The sequence below is a fragment of the Nocardia sp. NPDC005825 genome, from assembly GCF_040630175.1.
Classification (GTDB): Bacteria; Actinomycetota; Actinomycetes; order Mycobacteriales; family Mycobacteriaceae; genus Nocardia.
Map to the genome: position 1 here is coordinate 469,661 of NZ_JBEXXC010000002.1, position 19,933 is coordinate 489,593.

The 19,933-nt window shown below is 69.6% G+C and carries 21 protein-coding genes; 15 read left to right on the forward strand and 6 right to left on the reverse strand.

The features are described from left to right. The first annotated feature begins 1 nt into the window (after nt 1). From ABZ382_RS06820 to dmpG, 5 genes are read left to right on the forward strand one after another with little or no spacing between them, the layout of a single operon-like run. Nucleotides 2-1,027 carry a VOC family protein gene (locus tag ABZ382_RS06820; RefSeq protein ID WP_357085164.1) on the forward strand — a complete coding sequence of 342 codons (1,026 nt, stop codon included), beginning with the start codon at nt 2-4 and terminating at the stop codon, nt 1,025-1,027. After that, entirely contained in the window at nt 1,024-2,748 is a 1,725-nt protein-coding gene (locus ABZ382_RS06825) for a bifunctional 3-(3-hydroxy-phenyl)propionate/3-hydroxycinnamic acid hydroxylase (RefSeq protein WP_357085166.1), read from the forward strand. Before ABZ382_RS06820 ends, ABZ382_RS06825 begins: the two co-directional genes overlap by 4 nt. Then, nucleotides 2,745-3,560, forward strand: coding sequence for a fumarylacetoacetate hydrolase family protein (locus ABZ382_RS06830; RefSeq protein ID WP_357085168.1), 816 nt, complete (start codon nt 2,745-2,747; stop codon nt 3,558-3,560). The genes ABZ382_RS06825 and ABZ382_RS06830 overlap by 4 nt, the downstream gene beginning before the upstream one ends. Beyond that, nucleotides 3,557-4,507, forward strand: coding sequence for an acetaldehyde dehydrogenase (acetylating) (locus tag ABZ382_RS06835; RefSeq protein WP_357085170.1), 951 nt, complete (start codon nt 3,557-3,559; stop codon nt 4,505-4,507). Before ABZ382_RS06830 ends, ABZ382_RS06835 begins: the two co-directional genes overlap by 4 nt. Beyond that, nucleotides 4,504-5,511, forward strand: a complete 1,008-nt coding sequence (gene dmpG, locus ABZ382_RS06840; RefSeq protein WP_357085172.1) for a 4-hydroxy-2-oxovalerate aldolase — start codon at nt 4,504-4,506, stop codon at nt 5,509-5,511. The genes ABZ382_RS06835 and dmpG overlap by 4 nt, the downstream gene beginning before the upstream one ends. A 2-nt stretch (nt 5,512-5,513) precedes the next feature. Here the strand turns inward: dmpG and ABZ382_RS06845 are convergent, their stop codons facing one another. Next, a complete protein-coding gene (locus ABZ382_RS06845) occupies nt 5,514-6,152 on the reverse strand; it encodes a helix-turn-helix domain-containing protein (protein ID WP_357085174.1) in 639 nt (212 codons plus the stop codon). Nucleotides 6,153-6,243: 91 nt separating this feature from the next. Between ABZ382_RS06845 and ABZ382_RS06850 the strand changes: the two genes are divergently transcribed. Together ABZ382_RS06850 and ABZ382_RS06855 are read left to right on the forward strand one after the other, a co-directional pair. Further along, the gene (locus tag ABZ382_RS06850; protein ID WP_357085176.1) at nt 6,244-7,368 is read left to right on the forward strand and encodes an amidohydrolase family protein; all 1,125 of its coding nucleotides are present in this window, start codon (nt 6,244-6,246) and stop codon (nt 7,366-7,368) included. Nucleotides 7,369-7,433: 65 nt separating this feature from the next. Then, the gene (locus tag ABZ382_RS06855) at nt 7,434-8,105 is read left to right on the forward strand and encodes an O-methyltransferase (protein WP_357085178.1); all 672 of its coding nucleotides are present in this window, start codon (nt 7,434-7,436) and stop codon (nt 8,103-8,105) included. Nucleotides 8,106-8,109: 4 nt separating this feature from the next. On the opposite strand, the gene ABZ382_RS06860 is transcribed toward ABZ382_RS06855, so the two are convergent. Then, a complete protein-coding gene (locus tag ABZ382_RS06860; protein ID WP_357085180.1) occupies nt 8,110-8,652 on the reverse strand; it encodes a PadR family transcriptional regulator in 543 nt (180 codons plus the stop codon). Between the two features lie 86 nt (nt 8,653-8,738). Between ABZ382_RS06860 and ABZ382_RS06865 the strand changes: the two genes are divergently transcribed. Together ABZ382_RS06865 and ABZ382_RS06870 are read left to right on the forward strand one after the other, a co-directional pair. Continuing rightward, entirely contained in the window at nt 8,739-9,146 is a 408-nt protein-coding gene (locus tag ABZ382_RS06865; RefSeq protein ID WP_357085182.1) for a nuclear transport factor 2 family protein, read from the forward strand. Between the two features lie 4 nt (nt 9,147-9,150). Beyond that, nucleotides 9,151-9,561 (forward strand): YchJ family metal-binding protein, encoded by a 411-nt coding sequence (locus tag ABZ382_RS06870; RefSeq protein WP_357085184.1) that lies wholly within the window; start codon nt 9,151-9,153, stop codon nt 9,559-9,561. Nucleotides 9,562-9,701: 140 nt separating this feature from the next. Here the strand turns inward: ABZ382_RS06870 and ABZ382_RS06875 are convergent, their stop codons facing one another. Both ABZ382_RS06875 and ABZ382_RS06880 read right to left on the reverse strand, forming a co-directional pair. Further along, the gene (locus ABZ382_RS06875; protein ID WP_357085186.1) at nt 9,702-12,053 is read right to left on the reverse strand and encodes an arylsulfatase; all 2,352 of its coding nucleotides are present in this window, start codon (nt 12,051-12,053) and stop codon (nt 9,702-9,704) included. Nucleotides 12,054-12,279: 226 nt separating this feature from the next. Further along, nucleotides 12,280-12,948 carry a TetR/AcrR family transcriptional regulator gene (locus ABZ382_RS06880; protein ID WP_357085188.1) on the reverse strand — a complete coding sequence of 223 codons (669 nt, stop codon included), beginning with the start codon at nt 12,946-12,948 and terminating at the stop codon, nt 12,280-12,282. A gap of 127 nt (nt 12,949-13,075) precedes the next feature. Between ABZ382_RS06880 and ABZ382_RS06885 the strand changes: the two genes are divergently transcribed. Next, complete coding sequence (locus ABZ382_RS06885) at nt 13,076-14,575, forward strand: MFS transporter (protein WP_357085190.1); 1,500 nt, start codon at nt 13,076-13,078, stop codon at nt 14,573-14,575. Here the strand turns inward: ABZ382_RS06885 and ABZ382_RS06890 are convergent. Continuing rightward, nucleotides 14,572-15,408 carry a hypothetical protein gene (locus ABZ382_RS06890; protein ID WP_357085192.1) on the reverse strand — a complete coding sequence of 279 codons (837 nt, stop codon included), beginning with the start codon at nt 15,406-15,408 and terminating at the stop codon, nt 14,572-14,574. The genes ABZ382_RS06885 and ABZ382_RS06890 overlap by 4 nt on opposite strands. A 116-nt stretch (nt 15,409-15,524) precedes the next feature. On the opposite strand from ABZ382_RS06890, the gene ABZ382_RS06895 reads away from it, so the two are divergent. Then, nucleotides 15,525-16,412 (forward strand): SDR family NAD(P)-dependent oxidoreductase, encoded by an 888-nt coding sequence (locus tag ABZ382_RS06895; RefSeq protein WP_357085194.1) that lies wholly within the window; start codon nt 15,525-15,527, stop codon nt 16,410-16,412. Here ABZ382_RS06895 and ABZ382_RS06900 read toward each other — a convergent pair. Then, nucleotides 16,401-17,378, reverse strand: coding sequence for a zinc-binding dehydrogenase (locus tag ABZ382_RS06900; protein ID WP_357085196.1), 978 nt, complete (start codon nt 17,376-17,378; stop codon nt 16,401-16,403). The genes ABZ382_RS06895 and ABZ382_RS06900 overlap by 12 nt on opposite strands. Before the next feature lie 167 nt (nt 17,379-17,545). On the opposite strand from ABZ382_RS06900, the gene ABZ382_RS06905 reads away from it, so the two are divergent. From ABZ382_RS06905 to ABZ382_RS06920, 4 genes are all read left to right on the forward strand, one after another. Beyond that, nucleotides 17,546-17,767 (forward strand): hypothetical protein, encoded by a 222-nt coding sequence (locus ABZ382_RS06905; RefSeq protein ID WP_357085198.1) that lies wholly within the window; start codon nt 17,546-17,548, stop codon nt 17,765-17,767. 61 nt (nt 17,768-17,828) lie between these two features. Continuing rightward, on the forward strand, nt 17,829-18,461 hold the full coding sequence (locus ABZ382_RS06910) for an urease accessory UreF family protein (RefSeq protein WP_357085199.1): 633 nt from the start codon (nt 17,829-17,831) through the stop codon (nt 18,459-18,461). Nucleotides 18,462-18,527: 66 nt separating this feature from the next. Next, a complete protein-coding gene (ureG, locus tag ABZ382_RS06915) occupies nt 18,528-19,235 on the forward strand; it encodes an urease accessory protein UreG (protein WP_357085201.1) in 708 nt (235 codons plus the stop codon). Beyond that, nucleotides 19,225-19,875 (forward strand): urease accessory protein UreD, encoded by a 651-nt coding sequence (locus ABZ382_RS06920; RefSeq protein WP_357085908.1) that lies wholly within the window; start codon nt 19,225-19,227, stop codon nt 19,873-19,875. The genes ureG and ABZ382_RS06920 overlap by 11 nt, the downstream gene beginning before the upstream one ends. The last annotated feature ends 58 nt before the right edge of the window (nt 19,876-19,933 follow it).

Here is a 19,933-nt window from a genome sequence, read left to right on the forward strand (position 1 = left end):
CATGAGCGAGTTCCTCCGACCCACCGCCGACGGATCGGTATTCGGCGCCGTCCACCTGGGCTACATCGCGGTCCGATCGAATCGGCTGCCGCAGTGGCGGCGCTTCGGCGCGGACGCCATCGGCCTGCACGTCGACGAGATCGACCCTGGCACACTGCGTTTCCGCCTCGACGACCGCGAATGCCGGTTCCTGATCGAGCGCGGCCCCGCCGAGGACGTCACCGCCCTCGGCTGGCAGATCGACGATCACCAGACCTTCGACCGGATCCTGGCCAGGGTCGCCGACCGGGGCGTGCCGATCACCGAGGGCAGCGCGGACCAGGCCGCCCTGCGCGGGGTGGAACGCCTGTGGCGCTTCGCCGGGCCGAAAGGCCTTGCGCAGGAGATCTTCACGACGTCGACCACCACCGCGGCTCCGCTGCGGATGCTGAGTTCGGGCTGGGTCACCGGGGAGGCCGGTCTCGGGCACGTGGCCATGGTGTCGAGGGAACCGGAGACCGTGCGAGCCTACTACCGAACCGTCTTCGATTCCCGCCTGACCGATTTCATCGACGAGAACGTGTCGGGCCTGAAGATGAAGATCCGGTTCCTGCGGGTCAACGAACGCCACCACTCGATCGCCATCGCCAACCTCCGCGGTCTGAAGCTCGATCCGCTGCGAACCCGGGTGCAGCACATCAATATCCAGTCCGCGACCCTCGACGACATGCTCGCCGCGTTCCGGCGGGTCACCGAACTGGGCTTCCGCATGCAGTGGTCGATCGGCCAGCACACCAATGACCGCGAGCTGTCGTTCTACTGCGTGACCCCCTCCGGCTTCGAACTCGAGGTCGGCTGGAATCCGGTGGTCATCGGTCCCGAACTCGAATCCACCTGGGAGCCCACGACTTACCGGGGGATCAGCAGTTGGGGTCACACCCCGGTGGGGGAGACCGTGCTCGACAAGTTCACCCAGTTCCGGCAGGCATTGCGGACCGCCGCCACACCCGAGATCACCGTCCCACAGCTGACCGGAGGACCCCGATGACAGACACCGGCTACGACGTGGTGATCGTCGGTCTCGGACCCACCGGCCTCACCCTGGCGAACCTGCTCGGCAGACGCGGAACCAGCGTGCTCGTCCTGGAACGCGAACCCGAGTTCTACGGCATGGCGCGCGCCGTGTACACCGATGACGAAGGCTTGCGGATCTTCCAGACCGCCGGGGCCGCTGACGAACTGGCCGCCGACATGAACGCCGACTCGGTCGTGCAGTGGGTGCGCGGTGACGGGCGAATCCTGGCCCAGTTCCAGCGCACCGACCGACCGCTCGGCTGGCCGATCGTGAACTTCCTCTACCAGCCGTACCTGGAGAATACCCTCGAACGGACGCTGGACCGATACCCGCATGTCACGGTGCTCCGCGGCCGCGAAGTCCTCGGCTTCGAGCAGGACGCGGAAGGAGTCACCGTCGAGCACGCCCGCTGCCGCGGCACCGGCTACGGCAAGAACCCGCCCGACACCGACCGGCAGACCGCCGAGAGCGTCCGCGCGCGATTCCTGATCGGCTGCGACGGCGGCCGCAGCGTCGTGCGCACCACGCTCGGAATCGACATGAGCGGCACCAGCTTTCCCGAACGCTGGCTGGTCGTGGACCTGAAGGCCCGCGACGGCGCGAACCCGTTCGCGCACCTGCCCTACTTCGACTTCGTCTGCGACCCCGCCCTGCCGATCGTGTCCTGCCCGCAGCCGGGCGGCCACCACCGCTTCGAATTCATGCTCACCGACAGCCAGACCACAGAGGAGATGGAGAGCCCGGACACGGTGCGCCGCCACATCTCCCGCTTCGTCGACCCCGACCGGGTCGAGGTCGTGCGCAAACTCGTCTACACCTTCAATGCCGTGGTCGCCGATCGCTGGCGCGACGGGCGCGTCCTCGTCGCGGGCGACGCCGCCCACATGACGCCGCAGTTCATCGGCCAGGGCATGAACTCCGGCGTCCGCGACGCCGACAACCTCGCCTGGAAGCTCACCGCCATCCTCGAACACGGTGCGGACCAACGGATCCTGGACACCTACGAGACCGAACGCCGCCCGCACGCCAAGGCGATGATCGATCTGTCGGTCCTCAACAAGGAACTGGTCTCCCTCGCCCACCCGGCTCTGGCCCAGGTGCGCGATCTGGCTCTGATGACCGCGACCCGGGTGCCGGGCCTCGGCGGCTGGATCCGGGCCGCCAAGATGAAGCCCTCGCCACGCTACCGGCGCGGCGCGTATCTGGGGATGCCCCGGCACCGGATACGCGGTATCGAAGGCACTCTCGCGCCGCAGCCGCCGGTGCGGACCGTCGACGGCCGCCACCTGCGCCTCGATGACGCACTCGGCCTGGGCTTCTCGCTGCTCGGCATCGGGATCGACCCGCGCACGGCGCTGGCCGGTGACGATCTCACGACGGCGCGGGCGTTGGGCATCCGGTTCGTCACCGTTCATGCCGCCGGCGGCCGACCGCAGGGGCGCCCTGTCGACACGGCCGCCGACATCGCCGACATCGAGGACCACACCGGCGCCTTGGCGTCCTGGCTGGCCAAAGGCGGCGCCCGGCACGGCGGCCTGATCCTGCTGCGCCCCGACCGATTCGTCTTCGGCGTCGTCCCGCGCGGACGAGCCGCGGAACTGATCGCCGAACTGCGCCGGCAGCTCGCGATTCCCGGCACCGAACCCGGTGCGGCGCTGCCGTATCCGACGGCAACGACAGTGGAGGCTCGATGAGAACGGACGTGATCGACGCGCCCGAGGTGCGCGCGGCGGCAGCGCGGCTGGCCCGAGCCAGGCACGGCGGCGAACCCGTCACCCCGGTCCGCGATCTCATCGGACCCGACGATGTGGCCCTCGCGTACGCGGTGCAACGCATCGGGGTCCGGGAACGGACCGCGGCGGGAGCCCGGCGGGTCGGCCGCAAGATCGGGCTCACCTCGCCCGCGGTGCAGCGGCAACTCGGAGTGGACAGGCCCGATTTCGGTGTCCTGTTCGACGACATGGATGCCGGTGTGACGCCGCGGCCGCGGCGGCCGGTGCTGCTGCAACCCAAGGTCGAGGCCGAGCTGGCCTTCGTGCTCGGGGCCGACCTCGACGGCGAGAGCCTCGACGCCGACAGCGTGCGCGCGGCCGTCGACCACGCGGTCGCCGCGCTCGAGATCGTGGACAGCCGAATCGCGGACTGGGACATCAGCTTCGCCGACACCGTCGCCGACAACGCCTCCGGCGGCTGGTTCGCGCTCGGCTCGGAACGCCTCTCGCCCACCGGTTTCGAGCCGCGGGCGATCACCATGCGCATGACTGTCGACGGCGAGATCGCGTCCACCGGAACCGGCGCCGACTGCCTCGGCGACCCCCTCGAGGCCCTGGCCTGGCTGGCCCGCACCGCCCGCGATATCGGCGACCCGCTGCGCGCGGGGGAGATCGTGCTGTCCGGAGCGTTGGGGCCGATGGCCCCGCTGCGGTCCGGAGCCCGCGTGCGCTCCGAATTGTTCACCGGCGCGGATGTACTCGGCGCCGTCGACTTCACCCTGGAGGAACGATGAACCGCACGAAGGTCGCGGTGATCGGATCGGGCAATATCGGCACCGATCTGATGATCAAAGTGTTGCGCCTGTCGGACTCACTGGAGATGGCCGCGCTGGTGGGCATCGATCCGGCCTCCGACGGGCTGGCCCGCGCGGCGCGACTCGGCGTGCCGACCACCGCGGACGGCGTCGCGGGCCTGATCGCCATGCCGCACTTCGACGAGATCGACATCGTCTTCGACGCCACCTCCGCCGGTGCGCACCACGCCAATTCGGCCGCGCTCGCACCGCACGGCAAACGGCTGATCGACCTGACCCCCGCCGCGCTCGGGCCGTTCGTGGTCCCGGCGGTCAACCTCGGCGCGCACCTCGACGCGGCGAACGTGAACATGGTGACCTGCGGCGGACAGGCCACCATCCCGATCGTCGCCGCCATCGCCCGGGTCACCGCGGTGCCCTACGCCGAGATCGTGGCCTCGATCGCCTCCAAGTCCGCGGGGCCCGGCACGCGCGCCAATATCGACGAGTTCACCGAAACCACCTCCCGCGCCATCGAAGACGTCGGCGGCGCGGCGGCCGGCCGGGCCATCATCGTCCTCAATCCCGCCGAACCCCCGCTCATCATGCGCGACACCGTTCTGGCGCTCATCGACGATCCCGACTCCGAACGTGAGGCGGCCCTGCGGGAATCGATCACCGCCATGGTCGCCGAGGTCGCGGCCTACGTGCCCGGCTACCGGCTCAAACAGGACATCCAGATCACGCCGCTGGCCCCGGACACCGCGCGCCACACGCTGACCGGGAACACGCCCGTCACCCACCAGGTGTCGGTCTTCCTCGAGGTGGAGGGCGCGGCCCACTACCTGCCCGCCTACGCCGGCAATCTCGACATCATGACCTCGGCCGCGCTGCGGGTCGCCGAACGCCTGGCCGCGACCGCGCCGACCCCGGAGCCCGCCCGATGACCGGCCTGTACCTGCAGGACGTGACCCTGCGCGACGGCATGCACGCGCTCCGGCATCGCATCAGCCCGCGCGACGTCGCCGCCATCGCCGCCGCCCTCGATGCCGCCGGAGTCGATGCGGTGGAGGTGGCCCACGGCGACGGCCTGCGCGGCGGCAGCCTCACCTACGGCCCCGGCAGCCACACCGATTGGGACTGGCTCGAAGCCGCCGCGGGCGCACTCACCCGAGCCCGGCTCACCACGCTGCTGCTGCCCGGCATCGGCACCGTCGCGGACCTGCGCCGCGCCCACGACCTGGGGGTGCGGTCGGTCCGGGTGGCCACCCACTGCACCGAGGCCGATATCGCCGCCCAGCACATCGCGTGCGCCCGCGAACTCGGGATGGACGTCGCCGGATTCCTGATGATGAGCCATCTCAACAGCCCCGAAGGTCTGGCTCGGCAGGCGAAATCGATGGAATCCTTTGGCGCGCACTGCGTCTACGTCACCGACTCCGGGGGCCGTCTCACCATGGACGGTGTGCGCGACCGGGTCCGCGCGTACCGCGATGTCCTCGACGACACCACCGAGATCGGTATCCACGCCCACCAGAACCTGTCGCTCGCGGTGGCCAACAGCGTCGTCGCGGTGGAACAGGGCGCCATCCGGGTCGACGCCTCCCTCGCGGGTCTCGGTGCGGGCGCGGGCAATACGCCGCTGGAAGCGTTCGTCGCGGTGGCCGACCTGTCCGGGTGGGAGCACCGCGCCGACCTGGACGCGCTCACCGATGCCGCCGACGACCTGATCCGCCCGCTGCTCGAACGTCCGGTCCAGGTCGATCGCGAGACCCTCACCCTCGGCTTCGCGGGCGTGTACTCGAGCTTCCTGCGGCACGCCGAGCAGGCTTCGGGCACCTACGGCGTCGACGTGCGGACACTTCTGGTGGAGGCCGGACGTCGCCGTCTCGTGGGCGGGCAGGAGGACATGCTCGCCGATATCGCCCTCGACCTGAGCGCGCGGCGATGAACTCAGAGTTGCGGCTGCGGGGGCAGTTCGGCGGTGGTGAGCTTCTCCGCCGCGCGTTTGGTCATGCCGAACATGCGCAGCACGTGGAAGGTCATCTCGTCGGTGAGTGCGCCCGCGTCGGCGTCGGGTCGGGCGTCGAGCATCTGGAGCAGACCCAGCAGCGCGCCGCCCGCGGCCATGACCGCCATATCGGGATCCATCGGCTCGAAGCGGCCCGCCTCCTGGGCGGCCACGATGTCGTGCCGGGCCCGCGGGGCCAGACCCTCGTCGCGCAGCAGGATGGAGGTGCCGGAGTTCAGGAGCACCCGGACCCCTTCGGGCAGTTGCCGTTGCAGCCGCCCGGTCATGCGGAAGCTGACCGCGAACACTTCGGCGGGGTCGGTGTAGAGCGCCACGATGTCGTCGCGCAGCCCGCTGTAGATGTTCAGCACCGCGCGGACGGCCTCGTCGAAAAGCTCGTCCTTGGAACTGAAGTGGTTGTAGAAGGAGCCGAACCCCACATCGGCGGCCTCGGTGATCTCCTGGATGCTCACCGCGGAACGCCCCTCCGACAGGAACTTCTGCGCCGCGCCCAGCAGGGCGGCGCGGGTGCGTTCACGCCGCCGATCGGTGCGGGTCCGCGCCTCCGGTGCTGCGGCCATGCGCTCCCTCGTTCCCCTCGGCACTGTTACCCGAATCGTATCTGACGAAAATATCAGAAGCGATTTCGATCATGATCGAAAGGCGAACCCCGTGACGAACACTCGACCCGCAATCGGACCCGACCTCACCCGGCGAGCCGCACTCGGCGGCGGTCTGGCCGGACTCACCGCCGCGGCCCTGCCCGCGGGTCTCGGCAGCCCGGCGCGCGCCCAGCAGCCCGCACCGGCCGGGACCTACCGCATCGACCTGCACGCGCACTTCCTGCCGCCGGACTACCGGGCCGCGCTGCTCGAGCACGGGCATCTCACCATCGGCGGCTACCCGACCCCGGACTGGTCGCCCGAGCAGGCCATCGGATTCATGGACTACTACGGCATTCAGGCACAGGCGCTTTCGGTGTCCGACCCGGGCGTGTCGTTCCTGAGCGGCCGGGAAGCCATCGACATGGCCCGGTACTGCAACACCTACGCCGCCGGGCTGTTCACCGCCCACCCCACCCGGTTCGGCGCGTTCGCGGTCCTGCCGATGCCCGACATCGCCGCCTCGATCGCGGAGGCCGTCCACGCCCTCGACGAACTGCGTCTCGACGGGGTGATCCTGCTGTCCGCCTACAACGGCGTCTACCTCGGCGATCCACGCTTCGAACCCCTGATGGCCGCCCTGAACCAGCGCAACGCCTACGTCTTCGTGCACCCGGCGGCGATCCCCGACAACGCCAAACCCGCACTGCCGCTGCCGGACTTCCTCGAGGAGTTCACCTTCGACACCACCCGCGCGGCCACCATGATGATGGTCACCGGCATGACCCAGCGCTATCCCGGTATCCGCTTCCAGCTCGCGCACGCCGGTGGCACCGTGCCGTTCCTGTCCCATCGCATCAGCGTCGCCTCCCAGTCGGTGCTGGGCCGGCTGTGGCCCGAGGACCTGCCGAAACCCTCCATCCTCGACACGCAGAACCAGATCTCGCGCTTCTACTACGACACCGCGCTGAGCGGCTCGGCCGCGGCCATGGCGAGCGTGCTCGCGGTCACCGGCCGCGACCACATCGTCTTCGGATCCGACTGGCCCTTCAGCGCGCTCACCCTGCCCCAGACCGGATCCCACGATCCGGCGCCGGGACTGTCCGCGATCTTCGACGCCGACCAGCGCATGGAGATCGAACACCACAATCCGCTACGGCAACTCCCGAGGCTCGCGGACGCGGTCAAGTCCTGAGCGCGAAACTGTCAGCGTGAGCGCAATGCTGGGCGGGTGCCGCAACCCCTGGCAGACTTCGAGGTATGACGACTGCCGATTGGGCCGGAGTGGATCGCTACCTCGTCGAAACCCTGGTGGGGGACGAGGATTCGGGGACGTTGCGGGCGAACGCGGCGGCGGGGTTGCCTGCCATCGACGTGTCGCCGCCGCAGGGGAAGTTCCTGTATCTGCTCGGGAAGTCGGTGCGGGCGCGGCGGGTGCTGGAGATCGGGACGCTCGGCGGGTACAGCACGACGTGGCTGGCGCGGGCCGTGGGGAAGTCCGGGCGGGTGGTGACGCTCGAATTCGAGCCGCTGCACGCGGAAGTCGCGCGGGAGAATCTGGATCGGGCGGGGGTGGGGGATCGGGTGGAGATTCGGGTCGGCGCGGCACTGGACTCGCTGCCCGAGCTCGAGGCCGAGCGGCCCGAGCCGTTCGATCTGGTGTTCATCGACGCCGACAAGGTCAACAACACCAACTATGTGCGGTGGGCGTTGCGGCTGACCCGGCCCGGGTCGGTGATCGTCGTCGACAATGTGGTGCGCAACGGCGGGATCGCGGACGCGGATTCGGGGGACGCGGCGGTGCGGGCCAGCCGGGAGGTCATCGAATTCATCGCGGCCGAGCCGCGATTGGACGGGACCGTGGTGCAGACCGTCGGCGGCAAGGGGTGGGACGGGTTCGCGTACGCGGTCGTGGTCGGCGACGACGACTGACCGGTCACGGCCGCGGATCGGGGTTCGCGGCCAATTCCTCCCAATAGTCCACGTACGCCTGCTCGTGCATGATGCCCAGGCGCAGGATGCGAGCCCGCGAGGTGGCGCGGACGTTGTCGGCGGCGTCGATCTCGTCGTAGAGCGTCCGGTAGGTGTCCAGCCAATGCCGGTGCTCGGCAACCTGATTGCGGGCCAGGGCCACCACGTCGCCGGGCTCGCCCAGATCGGCGAAGAACAGTTTCAGCTGGGCGGGGTCGCGGGTCTCGGGCTGGGGTGCGGTGGGATCGCCCAGCCAGCGGGTCAATTCGGCGCGCCCGGCGTCGGTGAGGTGGAAGATGCGCCGGCGGCGGCCGGACTCCTCGGCCTCCTCGCGGAGCAGGCCCTGATCGGCCAGGCGCGGGGGGACGCGGTAGAGCTGCGCGTGGGGGATGGGCCAGAACTTGTCGACGCTCTCCTCCAGACGCGCCTTGATGTCGTAGGGGGTCAGCGGTCCGTGGCGGGCGATGAGCCCCAGCACGATGTGGTCCTGCGGGCCTAGCTCGGCCATTCCGAATCCCTTTCGTTTGACACCGTATCGCTGAGACTATACCTTGGTGTCAGTCATACGATATCAATGAGACTATTGGAGTGGAAATGCGCGACTACGCCATCGAACTGTTCGACCGCTGGACCCAGATGTGGAACGGCGACCTCGCGTTGGCCGACGAGATCATGGCCCCCGCATTCACCCTGCGCTACGCCCAGCCGGGCGCGGACGCCTACGACAGCGTGCAGGACCGCGCGGCCTTCGCCGCCGCCATCGACACCTTCCGGGCCGAGCGGCCGGGCCTGGAGTTCTCCACCCAGGGCATCCCGGTCGTCGAGATGGACGACACCCGAACCGGAATCATCGCCCGCCCCTACGGCGCCCGGATCACCGCACCGGACGGGACGATCGTGCGCGAACTCAGCGGCACCGACATCCTGCGCGCCGAGAACGGGCAGATCGTGGAGGTGTGGTCGGTGTCCGGCGGGGCCGAGGGACGCAGCTTCTACGCTTGAGCCCATGTCGAAGCGCCGCGAGAACCGTCCCGCGCCCGAGGCCTGCCCGTGCGGGCTGCCCGCCGCCTACGCCGATTGCTGCGGGCGGCTGCACCGTGGCGAGCGGGCCGCCACCACCGCCGAACAATTGATGCGGTCGCGGTTCAGCGCCTTCGCGGTCCAGGACGAGGCGTATCTGCTGCGCAGCTGGGACCCCGAAACCCGGCCCGCCGAGGTCGATTTCGATCCGGGCATGCGCTGGGATCGGCTCGAGATCCTCGGCGCGACCGGCGGGGGACCGTTCCACACCGAGGGGACCGTGGAATTCCGGGCGCACTACCGCGTCCACGGATCGGCGGGAGAACTGCACGAGAACAGCCGATTTCGCCGGGACGAGGGGAACTGGGTGTACCTCGACGGCGACATCGAGCGCTAATACCTTGCCTCCCCTGCGTATTCGCACACCGCGTGACTGTGCATGATCGGCAATCGTGCACAGCGTGCCACGACGGCTGCGCTCGGGGCGGCGACCAGCGGAAAGTTCCGACGGGAACACCGCCGCCCCGAGCGCGCGGCTCAGTCGCGTGAGAACGCGGCGGCCGCAGCCATTTCCAGATCCTGGTACGGCTTTCCGGTCACGTCCTCGATGACCTGGTGCATGGTTCCGCCGGTGAACGGGAACGGCGAGTGGTACCGGGCCGACACTGACTGCCCGGTGTCCCGGCCGACCCGCACACCCTCCCCGACACCGGAGAACACGGTCGGCTGGATCCGCATGTCATCGAGTGAACCCACCGGGTTCTCATCGATATAGAGGACGGCCTCACCGGTGGGCGTGTAATGGTCGGGCCGGGTGCCGTGCCGTTCGTAGCGCACCCCGAGGATGTGATCGCCGAGCGGTATCCGGCAATCGGAGACGATGGCCTGCTCCTCCTCGCCGAGGAAGTTGTAGACGTAGCAGAGGTGGCCGTCCTGGACGAACAGGGCGTGCCCGCCGAGCCGCCCGCCATGGGCGAACAGCACGCCCTCCGCGTCCGGGCTGACGATCGTCGTCTCGGCCAGCAGCGCGAACGAGCGGCCCAGGATCTCGAGCGCCGCGCCCGGTCCGACCTCCGCACTGTCCGGGTAATAGACGGCACGGTCCAGGCCCCTGGCGTACGTCGGCCGGAAGCGCACCAGCGCGGAGACGATGTCGAGATCATTGAGCGGCATCCCGTTGTACTTCTCCGCCTCGGAGAACCACAACGCCTCGAGTTCCTCCAGTTTCTCGGGATGTTCCGCGGCCAGGTCGTGCATCTGGCTGCGGTCCTGATCGATGTGGAACAGCTCCCAGCGGTCCTGATCGAAGTGTCCCCAGCCGGACGGGCAGGCCGCGTGCACGGTGTCGGCGAACCAGCCGCGATGCCAGATGCCGCGCGTGCCCAGCATCGAATAGAACTGGGTGTGCTTGCCGACATCGGCGTCGGCGTCCTCGAACAGGGCCCGGAAGCTGACCCCCTCGAGGGGGCGTTGCGGCACGTTCTTCACCGTGTCCGGCGGCGTGATGCCCAGCAGTTCGTAGACGGTGGGGGTGACGTCGCAGACATTGAGGTACTGGTGGCGGATCTCGCCGCGCGCCGGAATGCCCGCCGGCCAGGCCATCAGACAGGGATCGGCGATGCCGCCCTCGTGCGAGGCGTACCGCTTGTACAGCTTGTACGGGGTGTTGAAGGCCATCGCCCACCCGATGCTGTAGTGGTTGTAGGTGGTCGGCAGACCCAGCTCGTCGAGCTTGGCCAGGCTGTCCTCGATCGTGTCGATGTAGCCGTTGAAGAACTTCATCTCGTTGACCGAGCCGTTCGGGCCGCCCTCGCCGCTGGCCCCATTGTCGGAGAAGGCGACGATGATGGTGTTGTCCAGCTGACCGGTCTCCTCGAGGTAGTCCAGCACCCGGCCGATCTGGGCGTCGGTGTAGGACAGGAATCCGGCGAACACCTCCGCCTGGCGGGCGAAGAGCCGTTTCTCGTTCTCCGACAGCGAATCCCAGGCGCGCACCGTGTCCTGCGCCGGCCACGGCTTGCCGTCGGCGCTGGTGACATCGCTGTACGGGTTCATGGGCGACAGCTCGGTGTTCTCCGGGATCAGGCCCATGCGCTTCTGGTTGTCGAGCACGATCTCGCGGTACTTCTCGTAGCCCATGTCGAACTTGCCGCGGTATCGATCCGCCCATTCCTGAGCGACATGGTGCGGGGCGTGCCCGCAACCCGGGCACAGGTACATGAACCACGGTTTGTCGGAGGCGATCACCTTGGCGTCGCGAATGAACTCGATCGACTTGTCGGCCAGGTCCTTCGACAGGTGATAGCCGTCCTCCGGCGAATACGGCTGCGCGATCGGGTGATTGTCGTAGACGAGATTCGGATACCACTGGTCGGCCTCGCCGCCCAGGAAACCGTAGAACCGTTCGAATCCGCGCCCCAGCGGCCAGTGCCGCTTCGACGCCGCGAGATTCTCCTCCTCCAACGGCGTCATATGCCATTTGCCGACGGCGTAGGTGTTCCACCCGCGTTCGCCGAGCACCTCCGAGCACAAGGCGGTGTCGGCGGGGATGCGCCCCGACAGGCTCGGGAATCCGTCACTGAATTCCTCGATGGTCGCCATGCCGACCGATGACGCGTTTCGCCCGGTCAGCAGGGAGGCGCGGGTGGGTGAACACAGTGCGGTGGTGTGGAATTGCGTGAACTGCACGCCACTGTCGGCGATCCGCTTCATATTCGGCATCTCGACCAGGCCGCCGTAGCAGTCCCAGGTGGCGATGCCGATGTCGTCCCACACCAGATACAGCACATTGGGCGCGCCCGGCGGGGCGGTCGGTTCCGCGTACGGTCCCCAGTCGGCGACCGAATCACGAATGTCGAGGGCGATATGTCCTTCGAACTTCCTAGCCATCATTCACCTCGGAAAAGGAGAATCGTTGGTAGTGAGACCCAGCTCCGGCGTGACCGCTGGGAGTTCATCGACGCGTCGGTGACCACGCGGTTCCGGGATTCGGCGTCCGGAACCCGTGCGGATCACCCACCTTTCGCACCTCTCAAAGAGTACCGACCGGAATGTACTTGCGGCGGGGGTTGAACGAGCCCGATACCGAACGGTTTTCGAGCGGACAACGGTCAGGTCAGAGCGCGGCGCGGGCCTCGAAACCGTCGCAGAGCGCGGTGAGGCCGGTATCGAGCAGGTGCTCGGGATTCAGCAGGGCGGTGTCGCCCGAGCCGACCAGACCCGTCAGCGAGGGCGGGGTGGGCCAGCGCGGGTCACCGTCGAGCAGAGCGGTGAGCCCGGAGCGCTCGTCGGCGCTGCTGTCACGGCCCTGCAGCAGCCGGGCGCTGACCTCCTGCAGGGCGACCCCGGCGATATAGCTCCACACCGACAGCGACATGCGGGTCGCCTCGCGGGCGTCGACACCGAGTTCGGCGAAGCCCTCCACCAGCCAGCTCAGCACCGTGAGGCTGTGCTCACCGAAGTTGTAGCGCGGCACCGCGAAGGTGAACAGCACCCAGGGGTGCTGCTGATAGAGCCGCCAATCCACTTCGGCGGCGATGCGCACCCGGTCACGCCAGGTCCAGTCCTGCCCCTCGGCCGGGGGGTAGGGGTTGCGGCGGGCGACCTCGTCGGTCATGGCGGCGAGCAGGGTGTCCTTGTTGGGGACGTGCCGGTAGAGCGACATGGCCCCGGCGTTCATCCGTTCGGCGATGCGGCGCATGGACAGCGCGTCGAGTCCGGACTCGTCGGCGAGGGCGATGGCGGTGTCGACGATGGCGGCCCGGGTGAGCTTGGCCTCGGTCATCGGACGAATTGTTCCCTTCCGGCGCGGGGTGTGCGTACACTGTACCCGCGCTCGAGCGTACGTTGTACGCCCGGGCGCATTCCATGGACAGGGCCCGGTGGGCCCCGAGCAGCCCGAAGGATAGGTCATGACGAGTACCCTCGCGCGCCCCGGCGCGAAGACGCCCCGCCGTGCCTGGGCGGGTCTGGCCGTTCTGCTGCTCCCGGTATTGCTGGTCTCGATGGACATGTCGGTGCTCTACCTGGCCATGCCCACCCTGACCCAGAGCCTGGATCCGTCCGCCACCCAACAGCTCTGGATCCTCGACATCTACGGCTTCATGATCGCCGGCCTGCTCATCACCATGGGCAATCTCGGTGACCGCATCGGGCGACGCAATATCCTGCTGGCCGGGGCCACCGTCTTCGGAATCGCTTCGGCGCTGGCCGCTTTCGCCCCCAGCGCGGGCGTGCTCATCGCGGCGCGGGCACTGATGGGACTCGGCGGCGCGACACTGCTGCCCTCCTCGCTGGCGCTGATCTCCACCCTGTTCCCCGAGGACCGCTCCCGCGCCACCGCCATCGGTGTGTGGACGGCGTTCTTCGCGGGCGGCTCGGCGGTCGGGCCGATCATCGGCGGCGTCCTGCTGCACCACTTCTGGTGGGGCTCGGTGTTCCTCATCAATGCTCCGGTCCTGGTGGTACTGCTGGTCTTCGGGCCGCTGCTGCTCCCCGAACACCGCGCCGCCGCGCGCGGACCCCTCGACTGGGTGAGCGTGCTGCTGTCGATCGGCGGCATCCTGCCGATCGTGTACGCCATCAAGCGCCTGGCCGCCGAGGGCTTCGACCTGCCCGCGGTGGGCATCGGCATCGTCGGCGCGCTGCTGCTGACCGCGTTCGTCCGCCGCCAGCGCCACCTCGACGAACCGCTCCTCGATCTGAGCCTGTTCCGTCGCGGACTGTTCTCCGTGGCCATCGGTTCCAGCACGGTCTGCATGCTCGCCCTGGCCGGGATGAGCTACCTGACCAGCATGTATCTGCAATCGGTGACCGGCCGCGACCCGTTGGCCGCGGCGCTGCTCGGGATTCCCGGCGCGGTCGTGGTGTTCGTGTTCTCCATGGGCGGCGCGCGGATCGGGCGCGCGTTCGGCACCAAGACCACCTTCGTGCTCGCGCTCGGCATGGCCGCGCTCGGCAATCTCATGCTGCTCGGGGTCGGCGTGGACGGCGGAATCGGCTGGTATGTGGCCGGATCCGTGGTTGCGGGCGCGGGCTTCGGCATCGCCTTCACCCTGGTGTCGGAGGTGGCGGTGTCCTCGGTGCCGCCCGAACGCGCCGGATCGGCGGTCGGCATCTCCGAGACCAGCTTCGAACTGGGCAACGGTCTGGGCCTGGCGCTGCTGGGTTCGCTGGCCGCGCTGGTGTTCCGGTCCGGCGGGGATTTCGGATCCACGCTGGGGGAGACCGTCGCCGAGGCCGGGGGCGACACCGCCCTGATCGATTCGGCGCGCGAGTCGTTCGTGACCGGCATGCACGTCGCGACCACCACCGGCGCGGTGCTGCTGGCCGCCATGGCCGCGGTCGCGTTCTTCGCCAAGACCGGGACTCCCGCGAAAGACGCTGCGGTGAAAGCCGGTTCCGCGCACTAGCCGAACAGTGCGGACCACGTCTCGGCGATCCGGGTGCGCCAGGGCATGATCGCCCGCTGATACAGCCGACGCACCGGATCGGCGAGCGCCCGCCACGCCCGGCCGATGGCCGCGAACAGCGGGCGCACGACCGTGCGATGCAGCCAGCGGCAGGGGGCCACCACCGTCACCGCGACGACGGCGGTGGCCGCCCGCCAGCCGAACACGATCACCGCGACGATCGCGTACGCGATCGGCCGCAGCAGCCAACGCCACAGCTGCCGCGCGGGCCACACGATCAGCCATTCGACCAGCGGCTCGACGACGACGGTCAACAGCCAATGGCCGCCGGGGCGCAGCACGAACCGCCACAACGTCGTCAGCGGGACCACGACCAGCCATTCCCACAACTTCGTCACGGTCCAGACGATCGCTTCAACAAAGGGTTTCACGATTGCGCGCAACACCCACGCGATGCCGGGCTTCAGCACCCGCCGCCACAACCATTCCTCGATGGCGCGCTGGATCGGGCGCAGGACGTACGCCAGCAGGAACGCGCCGATCGGCGTGAGCACCATGCCGAACAACAACTGCTGGATCAGCAGATGCCACAGGTAATTGCGCACGAAATCGCGCAGCGGCCGGAACACCCAGTCCCGGAACAGGATCGCGAGCGGCTTCGCGAGATGGTCGGCGAACAGCCGGAACGCGGCCGCGATCAGCCGCGGGACGCGCTTGATCCCCTCCCACAGCAGTCGCGGCGGCACGAACACCACCAGCACCACCGCGCGGGCGCACCGGTCCCAGAACGTCACCTGTTCCGGCGTGGGCCGGTCGGGTGCTCGGGTTGTCATCATCGGTTCCTTCCCCCGGAATGTCGTTCCCATCCTGGTGCAGGAATCCGTGTCGCGGCCAGGGTATTTCCACTCAATCGCGATCACATACCGGTCCGGCGGTTAGGCTCGGAAACGTGGCTGAGCACGACGCCCCGAACCAGCCGAACGGCCGACCGCTGGCCGAACGCGTGGCGACGAGGATCTTCTATCCGACCTCGCGGCCCCGCGAGAAAGCCCTGCGCGAGGCGGTGTCGGGCACTGTGATCCTGGTGACCGGCGCTTCGCACGGCATCGGCAAGGCCGCGGCCCGGAAGCTGGCCGCCGCGGGCGCGACGGTCCTGCTGGTCGCGCGATCGCGCGAGGACCTCGAGGAGGTGGCCGCCGAGATCACCGCCGCGGGCGGAGTCGCGCACGTCTACCCGTCCGACATCACCGAATTCGACGCCGTCGCCGAGCTGGGCCGCCGGGTGCTGGCCGAACACGGCCGCGTGGATGTGGTGATCAACAACGCGGGCCGCTCGATCCGCCGCCCGATCGACGAATCCTATGACCGCTTCCACGATTTCACCCGCACCATGGACGTCAACTATCTGGGCCCGGTGCGGCTGCTGCTGACCCTGCTGCCCGGCATGCGCGAACGCGGCCGCGGGCACATCGTGAACATCTCCACCTGGGGGCTGCGCATGCCGCCCGCGCCGCGCTGGTCGGCGTACGGCGCGTCGAAGGGCGCGTTCGACATCTGGCTGCGGACGGTGGCCACCGAGATCGCCGCCGACGGCGTCACCACCACCTCGGTGTACATGCCGCTGGTGCACACCCGCATGAGCGCGCCCACCGACTTCTCCGGCGTGCCCGGGCTGACCGCCGACGAGGCGGCCAACCTGGTCTGTCACGCCGTGGTCGCCCGGCCCCTCGAGATCTCGCCCTGGTGGACCGGCCCGGTGCAGGCCTGGACGGACCTGCGACGCGGGGCCGCGCAACGGTTCATGGAACGCAGCCTCGGGCGCAGGTCAGGGGAGTAGCACCACTTTGCCGGTGGTCGCCCGGGTCTCCAGGGCGTGGTGCGCGGCCGCCGCCTCGGCGAGCGGGAAGGACTGCACCGCCGGGCGCAACCGGCCCGCCGCGGCCTCGGCCAGGGCGCGAGTCTCCAAGGCGCGCAAGCCGCCCCCGCGCTGCAGCAGCGGCGGACCGAGCACCACCTGCGAGGTGATGCCGCGCGCGGCCAGGGCCTGCTCGTCGAGGTCGGCCTGCCCGCCGGACCAGCCGAACACCAGGCGGACGCCGCCGTCGGCGAGCAGGTCGACCGCGGTGCGCGCGACGTCTCCGCCGATCCCGTCGAACAGCAGGGTCGCGGGCCGCTCCCCGTACTTGGCGCGCACGGCCTCGGGCCAGGACGGATCGAGATAGTCCAGGGCGAGATCCGCGCCGTTCTCGTACACCTGATCGGTCTTCGCGGGACCGCCGGCGAGCCCGATGACGGTCGCGCGCGCCGCGACCAGATACTGCACCAGCAGGGTGCCGATGCCGCCCGCCGCGGCCGGAACCAGGGCCACCGTCTCCGGGCCCACCTCCGCGAAATTCAGAATGCCCAGGGTGGTCCGGCCGGTGCCGATCATCGCCACCGCCGAACCCGCGTCGAGGCCGTCCGGAATCGCGTGCAGCCGTTCGGCTTCGGTGACCACGAGCTCGGCGTACCCGCCCGGCGCCTGCCCGATGTGCGCGACAACCGCTCGCCCGAGCCAGCTTTCGTCGACGCCGGGCCCGACCCGGTCCACGGTCCCGGCGATCTCTCGGCCCGGAATCGTGGGCAGCTCGGGCAAGGGCAGCGGGCCGCCCGCCACGCCCTGCCGAATCGAGGTGTCCAGCAGGTGCACTCCCGCCGCGCGGACGGCGATCCGGACCTGCCCGGCCCCGGGTTCGGGGTCCGCGACGGTCTCGTACCGCAGGTTCTCGGCGGGCCCGAACTCGTGAAGACGGATGGCGTGCACGGCGACTCCTCTACCTCGTTGACGTTCTGCCCGCCCAGTCTGCAACCTCAACTATTGTTAAGGTCAAATCGCGCATTTTGAAACAAACACCGTTCACACCTGTGGAGCGTGGGTTAGTCTCGCTGCGATCACATCCTGTGAGGATGCTGTGTGAGAAAGGGATATTCATGAAAAGCGTTGCACTGAAAGCCTTTGCCGTCGCCGCCATCGCCTCCGGCATCGGCGCCGCCCCGGCCATGGCCGCCCCGGTGGAGCTGGCGCCCGTCACCGACACCGGCGCCGCACCGGTCGCCGGACTGGTGCCCATGACCGGCTCGGCCGGGCTGTCCAACTCCATCACCTGTGCGCTGCAGAGCATCTCGGCGGCCATGCCCTGCCTGCTCACCTAGTCGACACCGCCGCGCCGGGTGTCGCTTAGGATCGACCCATGCGACACCCGGACGTGCGGCGATGAGCCTGGCCACCCTGCTGACCCTCGCCGACTCCCGGCTGCCGATCGGCGGGCACGTGCACTCCGGCGGCGTCGAGGAGGCCATCACCTCCGGGCTGCTGCGCGACGTGCCCAGCGTGGAACTGTTCCTGCGCCGGCGCATCCGCACCTCGGGACTGGTGGCGGCCTCACTGGCCGCGGCCGTCTGCGCCGGCACCCTCGACCCGCAGCGCGCCGAACTCGAGGCCGACGCGCGGACCCCGTCCCCGGCCGCCCGCACCGCCTCCCGCGCCCAGGGTCGAGGCCTGCTGCGGCTGGCCAAACAGGTCTGGCCGCACGCCGAGTGGCGCGCGCTCGGCGCCCGCCCCCATCTGTCCACCGTGTTCGGCGTGGTGGGCACGGTGTGCGAGGCCACCCCCGCCGATATCGCCGCCGTGACCGTCTACACCACCATGACCGGGGCGGCCACCGCCGCGCAGCGCCTGCTCGCCCTCGATCCGGCCGCCGTGGCCGCCTGCACCATCCGCCTCGCCCCGGTGTGCGACGCCACCGCCCGCGCCGCCACCGCATCACTGGCCGCGCTCTCCGATCCGCTGCAGGACGTGCTCGCCGAACGGCACCCCCGCCGGGACATGCCGCTGTTCGCGTCGTAGCCGGTCACGGGCCAGGTAACACCCGGTTTACGTGACTGGGTCAGGATGGGGGTGAAAGGAGCGCACATGCCACCTCACCTCATCGACGGGGAACCGCACGATCACAGTCACGACCGCCCCAAGCGGGAGCGGACGCCCGGGGAACCGGTGCGGATCGGGATCGGCGGTCCGGTCGGATCGGGCAAGACCGCACTGACCGCGGCCCTGTGCCGGCAGCTGCGCGACGAGCTGTCGCTGGCCGTGCTGACCAACGACATCTACACCACCGAGGACGCCGACTTCCTGCGGCGCAACGCGGTGCTGCCCGACGAGCGCATCACCGCCGTGCAGACCGGCGGCTGCCCGCACACCGCCATCCGCGACGACATCACCGCCAACCTGGATGCCATCGACGACCTGATCGAGGCCAACCCGCCGCTGGATCTGATCCTGGTGGAATCCGGTGGCGACAACCTGACCGCCACCTTCTCCTCGGGTCTGATCGACGCGCAGATCTTCGTGGTGGACGTGGCCGGCGGCGACAAGGTGCCGCGCAAGGGCGGCCCGGGGGTCACCTGGTCGGATCTGCTGGTCATCAACAAGACCGATCTGGCCCCGATGGTCGGCGCGGATCTGTCGGTCATGGAACGCGATTCGACGACCGTGCGCGAGGGCCGGCCGTTCGTGTTCACCTCCCTCACCCAGGACCCGGCCGCGACGCCGGTGCTGGCCTGGGTGCGCGAGCAGCTGCGGCTGGCCGCCGAACAGGATGCGGGCGTTGCCCATTCGCACTGAGCTCCGCATCACCGCGTCCGCCGGGACGCTGCCGCGCATCCACGCGGTCGGCGGCCTGGCGGCGCGGCACACGGGCCCGGACACGGTGCACCTGATCGGCACCGCCGCCACACCGCTGGGCGGTGACGTCCTGGACATCACGATCGTGGTGGGCGCGGGCGCGCGGCTGCGGGTGCGGTCGGTGGCCGCGACCATCGCGCTGCCGGGTCGCGAGACCCGGAAGTCGGTGGCGCACTGGCGTTTCGAGGTGGCCGCGGGCGGGGAACTGGACTTCGATCCGGAACCGACCGTGGTCGCGGGCGGCGCGGAACACGACACGTTCACCACGGTGCGCCTGGAAGACGGTGCGCGGCTGCGACTTCGGGAACGGGTGCAGATCGGCCGCACGGGGGAGGATCACGGTCACTGGACCGGGGAATTGATCGCCGACGTCGGTGCGATTCCGCTGCTGCGGCACCGTCTGGAACTGGGTTCCGAGGCGATCACCGACGACGCGCTGTCGGGGCCGCGGGCACTGGAGAGCGTGCTCACCTATCCCGACGATCGCCCTGCCGATACGGCCGGCCTGGATCAGGCGCTGCTGCCGCTGGCCGCGGGCGGCACGCTGTTCACGCGGACCGGTCGACTGCTGACGGCCTGACCTGCGCATCGGAAACGGCTGTCGCGCAAGAACTTCGATCCGTGCGCACAGCCTTCGG

Bases quoted from the DNA above. Each gene is read 5' to 3' on its own strand.
- ABZ382_RS06910 (WP_357085199.1), top strand. From the start codon at position 17,829: ATGAGCCTGGCCACCCTGCTGACCCTCGCCGACTCCCGGCTGCCGATC.
- ABZ382_RS06875 (WP_357085186.1), bottom strand. From the start codon at position 12,053: ATGGCTAGGAAGTTCGAAGGACATATCGCCCTCGACATTCGTGATTCG.
- ABZ382_RS06885 (WP_357085190.1), top strand. From the start codon at position 13,076: ATGACGAGTACCCTCGCGCGCCCCGGCGCGAAGACGCCCCGCCGTGCC.
- ABZ382_RS06870 (WP_357085184.1), top strand. From the start codon at position 9,151: ATGTCGAAGCGCCGCGAGAACCGTCCCGCGCCCGAGGCCTGCCCGTGC.
- ABZ382_RS06820 (WP_357085164.1), top strand. From the start codon at position 2: ATGAGCGAGTTCCTCCGACCCACCGCCGACGGATCGGTATTCGGCGCC.
- ABZ382_RS06860 (WP_357085180.1), bottom strand. From the start codon at position 8,652: ATGGCCGAGCTAGGCCCGCAGGACCACATCGTGCTGGGGCTCATCGCC.
- ureG (WP_357085201.1), top strand. From the start codon at position 18,528: ATGCCACCTCACCTCATCGACGGGGAACCGCACGATCACAGTCACGAC.
- ABZ382_RS06880 (WP_357085188.1), bottom strand. From the start codon at position 12,948: ATGACCGAGGCCAAGCTCACCCGGGCCGCCATCGTCGACACCGCCATC.
- dmpG (WP_357085172.1), top strand. From the start codon at position 4,504: ATGACCGGCCTGTACCTGCAGGACGTGACCCTGCGCGACGGCATGCAC.
- ABZ382_RS06830 (WP_357085168.1), top strand. From the start codon at position 2,745: ATGAGAACGGACGTGATCGACGCGCCCGAGGTGCGCGCGGCGGCAGCG.
- ABZ382_RS06855 (WP_357085178.1), top strand. From the start codon at position 7,434: ATGACGACTGCCGATTGGGCCGGAGTGGATCGCTACCTCGTCGAAACC.
- ABZ382_RS06890 (WP_357085192.1), bottom strand. From the start codon at position 15,408: ATGACAACCCGAGCACCCGACCGGCCCACGCCGGAACAGGTGACGTTC.
- ABZ382_RS06825 (WP_357085166.1), top strand. From the start codon at position 1,024: ATGACAGACACCGGCTACGACGTGGTGATCGTCGGTCTCGGACCCACC.
- ABZ382_RS06835 (WP_357085170.1), top strand. From the start codon at position 3,557: ATGAACCGCACGAAGGTCGCGGTGATCGGATCGGGCAATATCGGCACC.
- ABZ382_RS06905 (WP_357085198.1), top strand. From the start codon at position 17,546: ATGAAAAGCGTTGCACTGAAAGCCTTTGCCGTCGCCGCCATCGCCTCC.
- ABZ382_RS06845 (WP_357085174.1), bottom strand. From the start codon at position 6,152: ATGGCCGCAGCACCGGAGGCGCGGACCCGCACCGATCGGCGGCGTGAA.
- ABZ382_RS06865 (WP_357085182.1), top strand. From the start codon at position 8,739: ATGCGCGACTACGCCATCGAACTGTTCGACCGCTGGACCCAGATGTGG.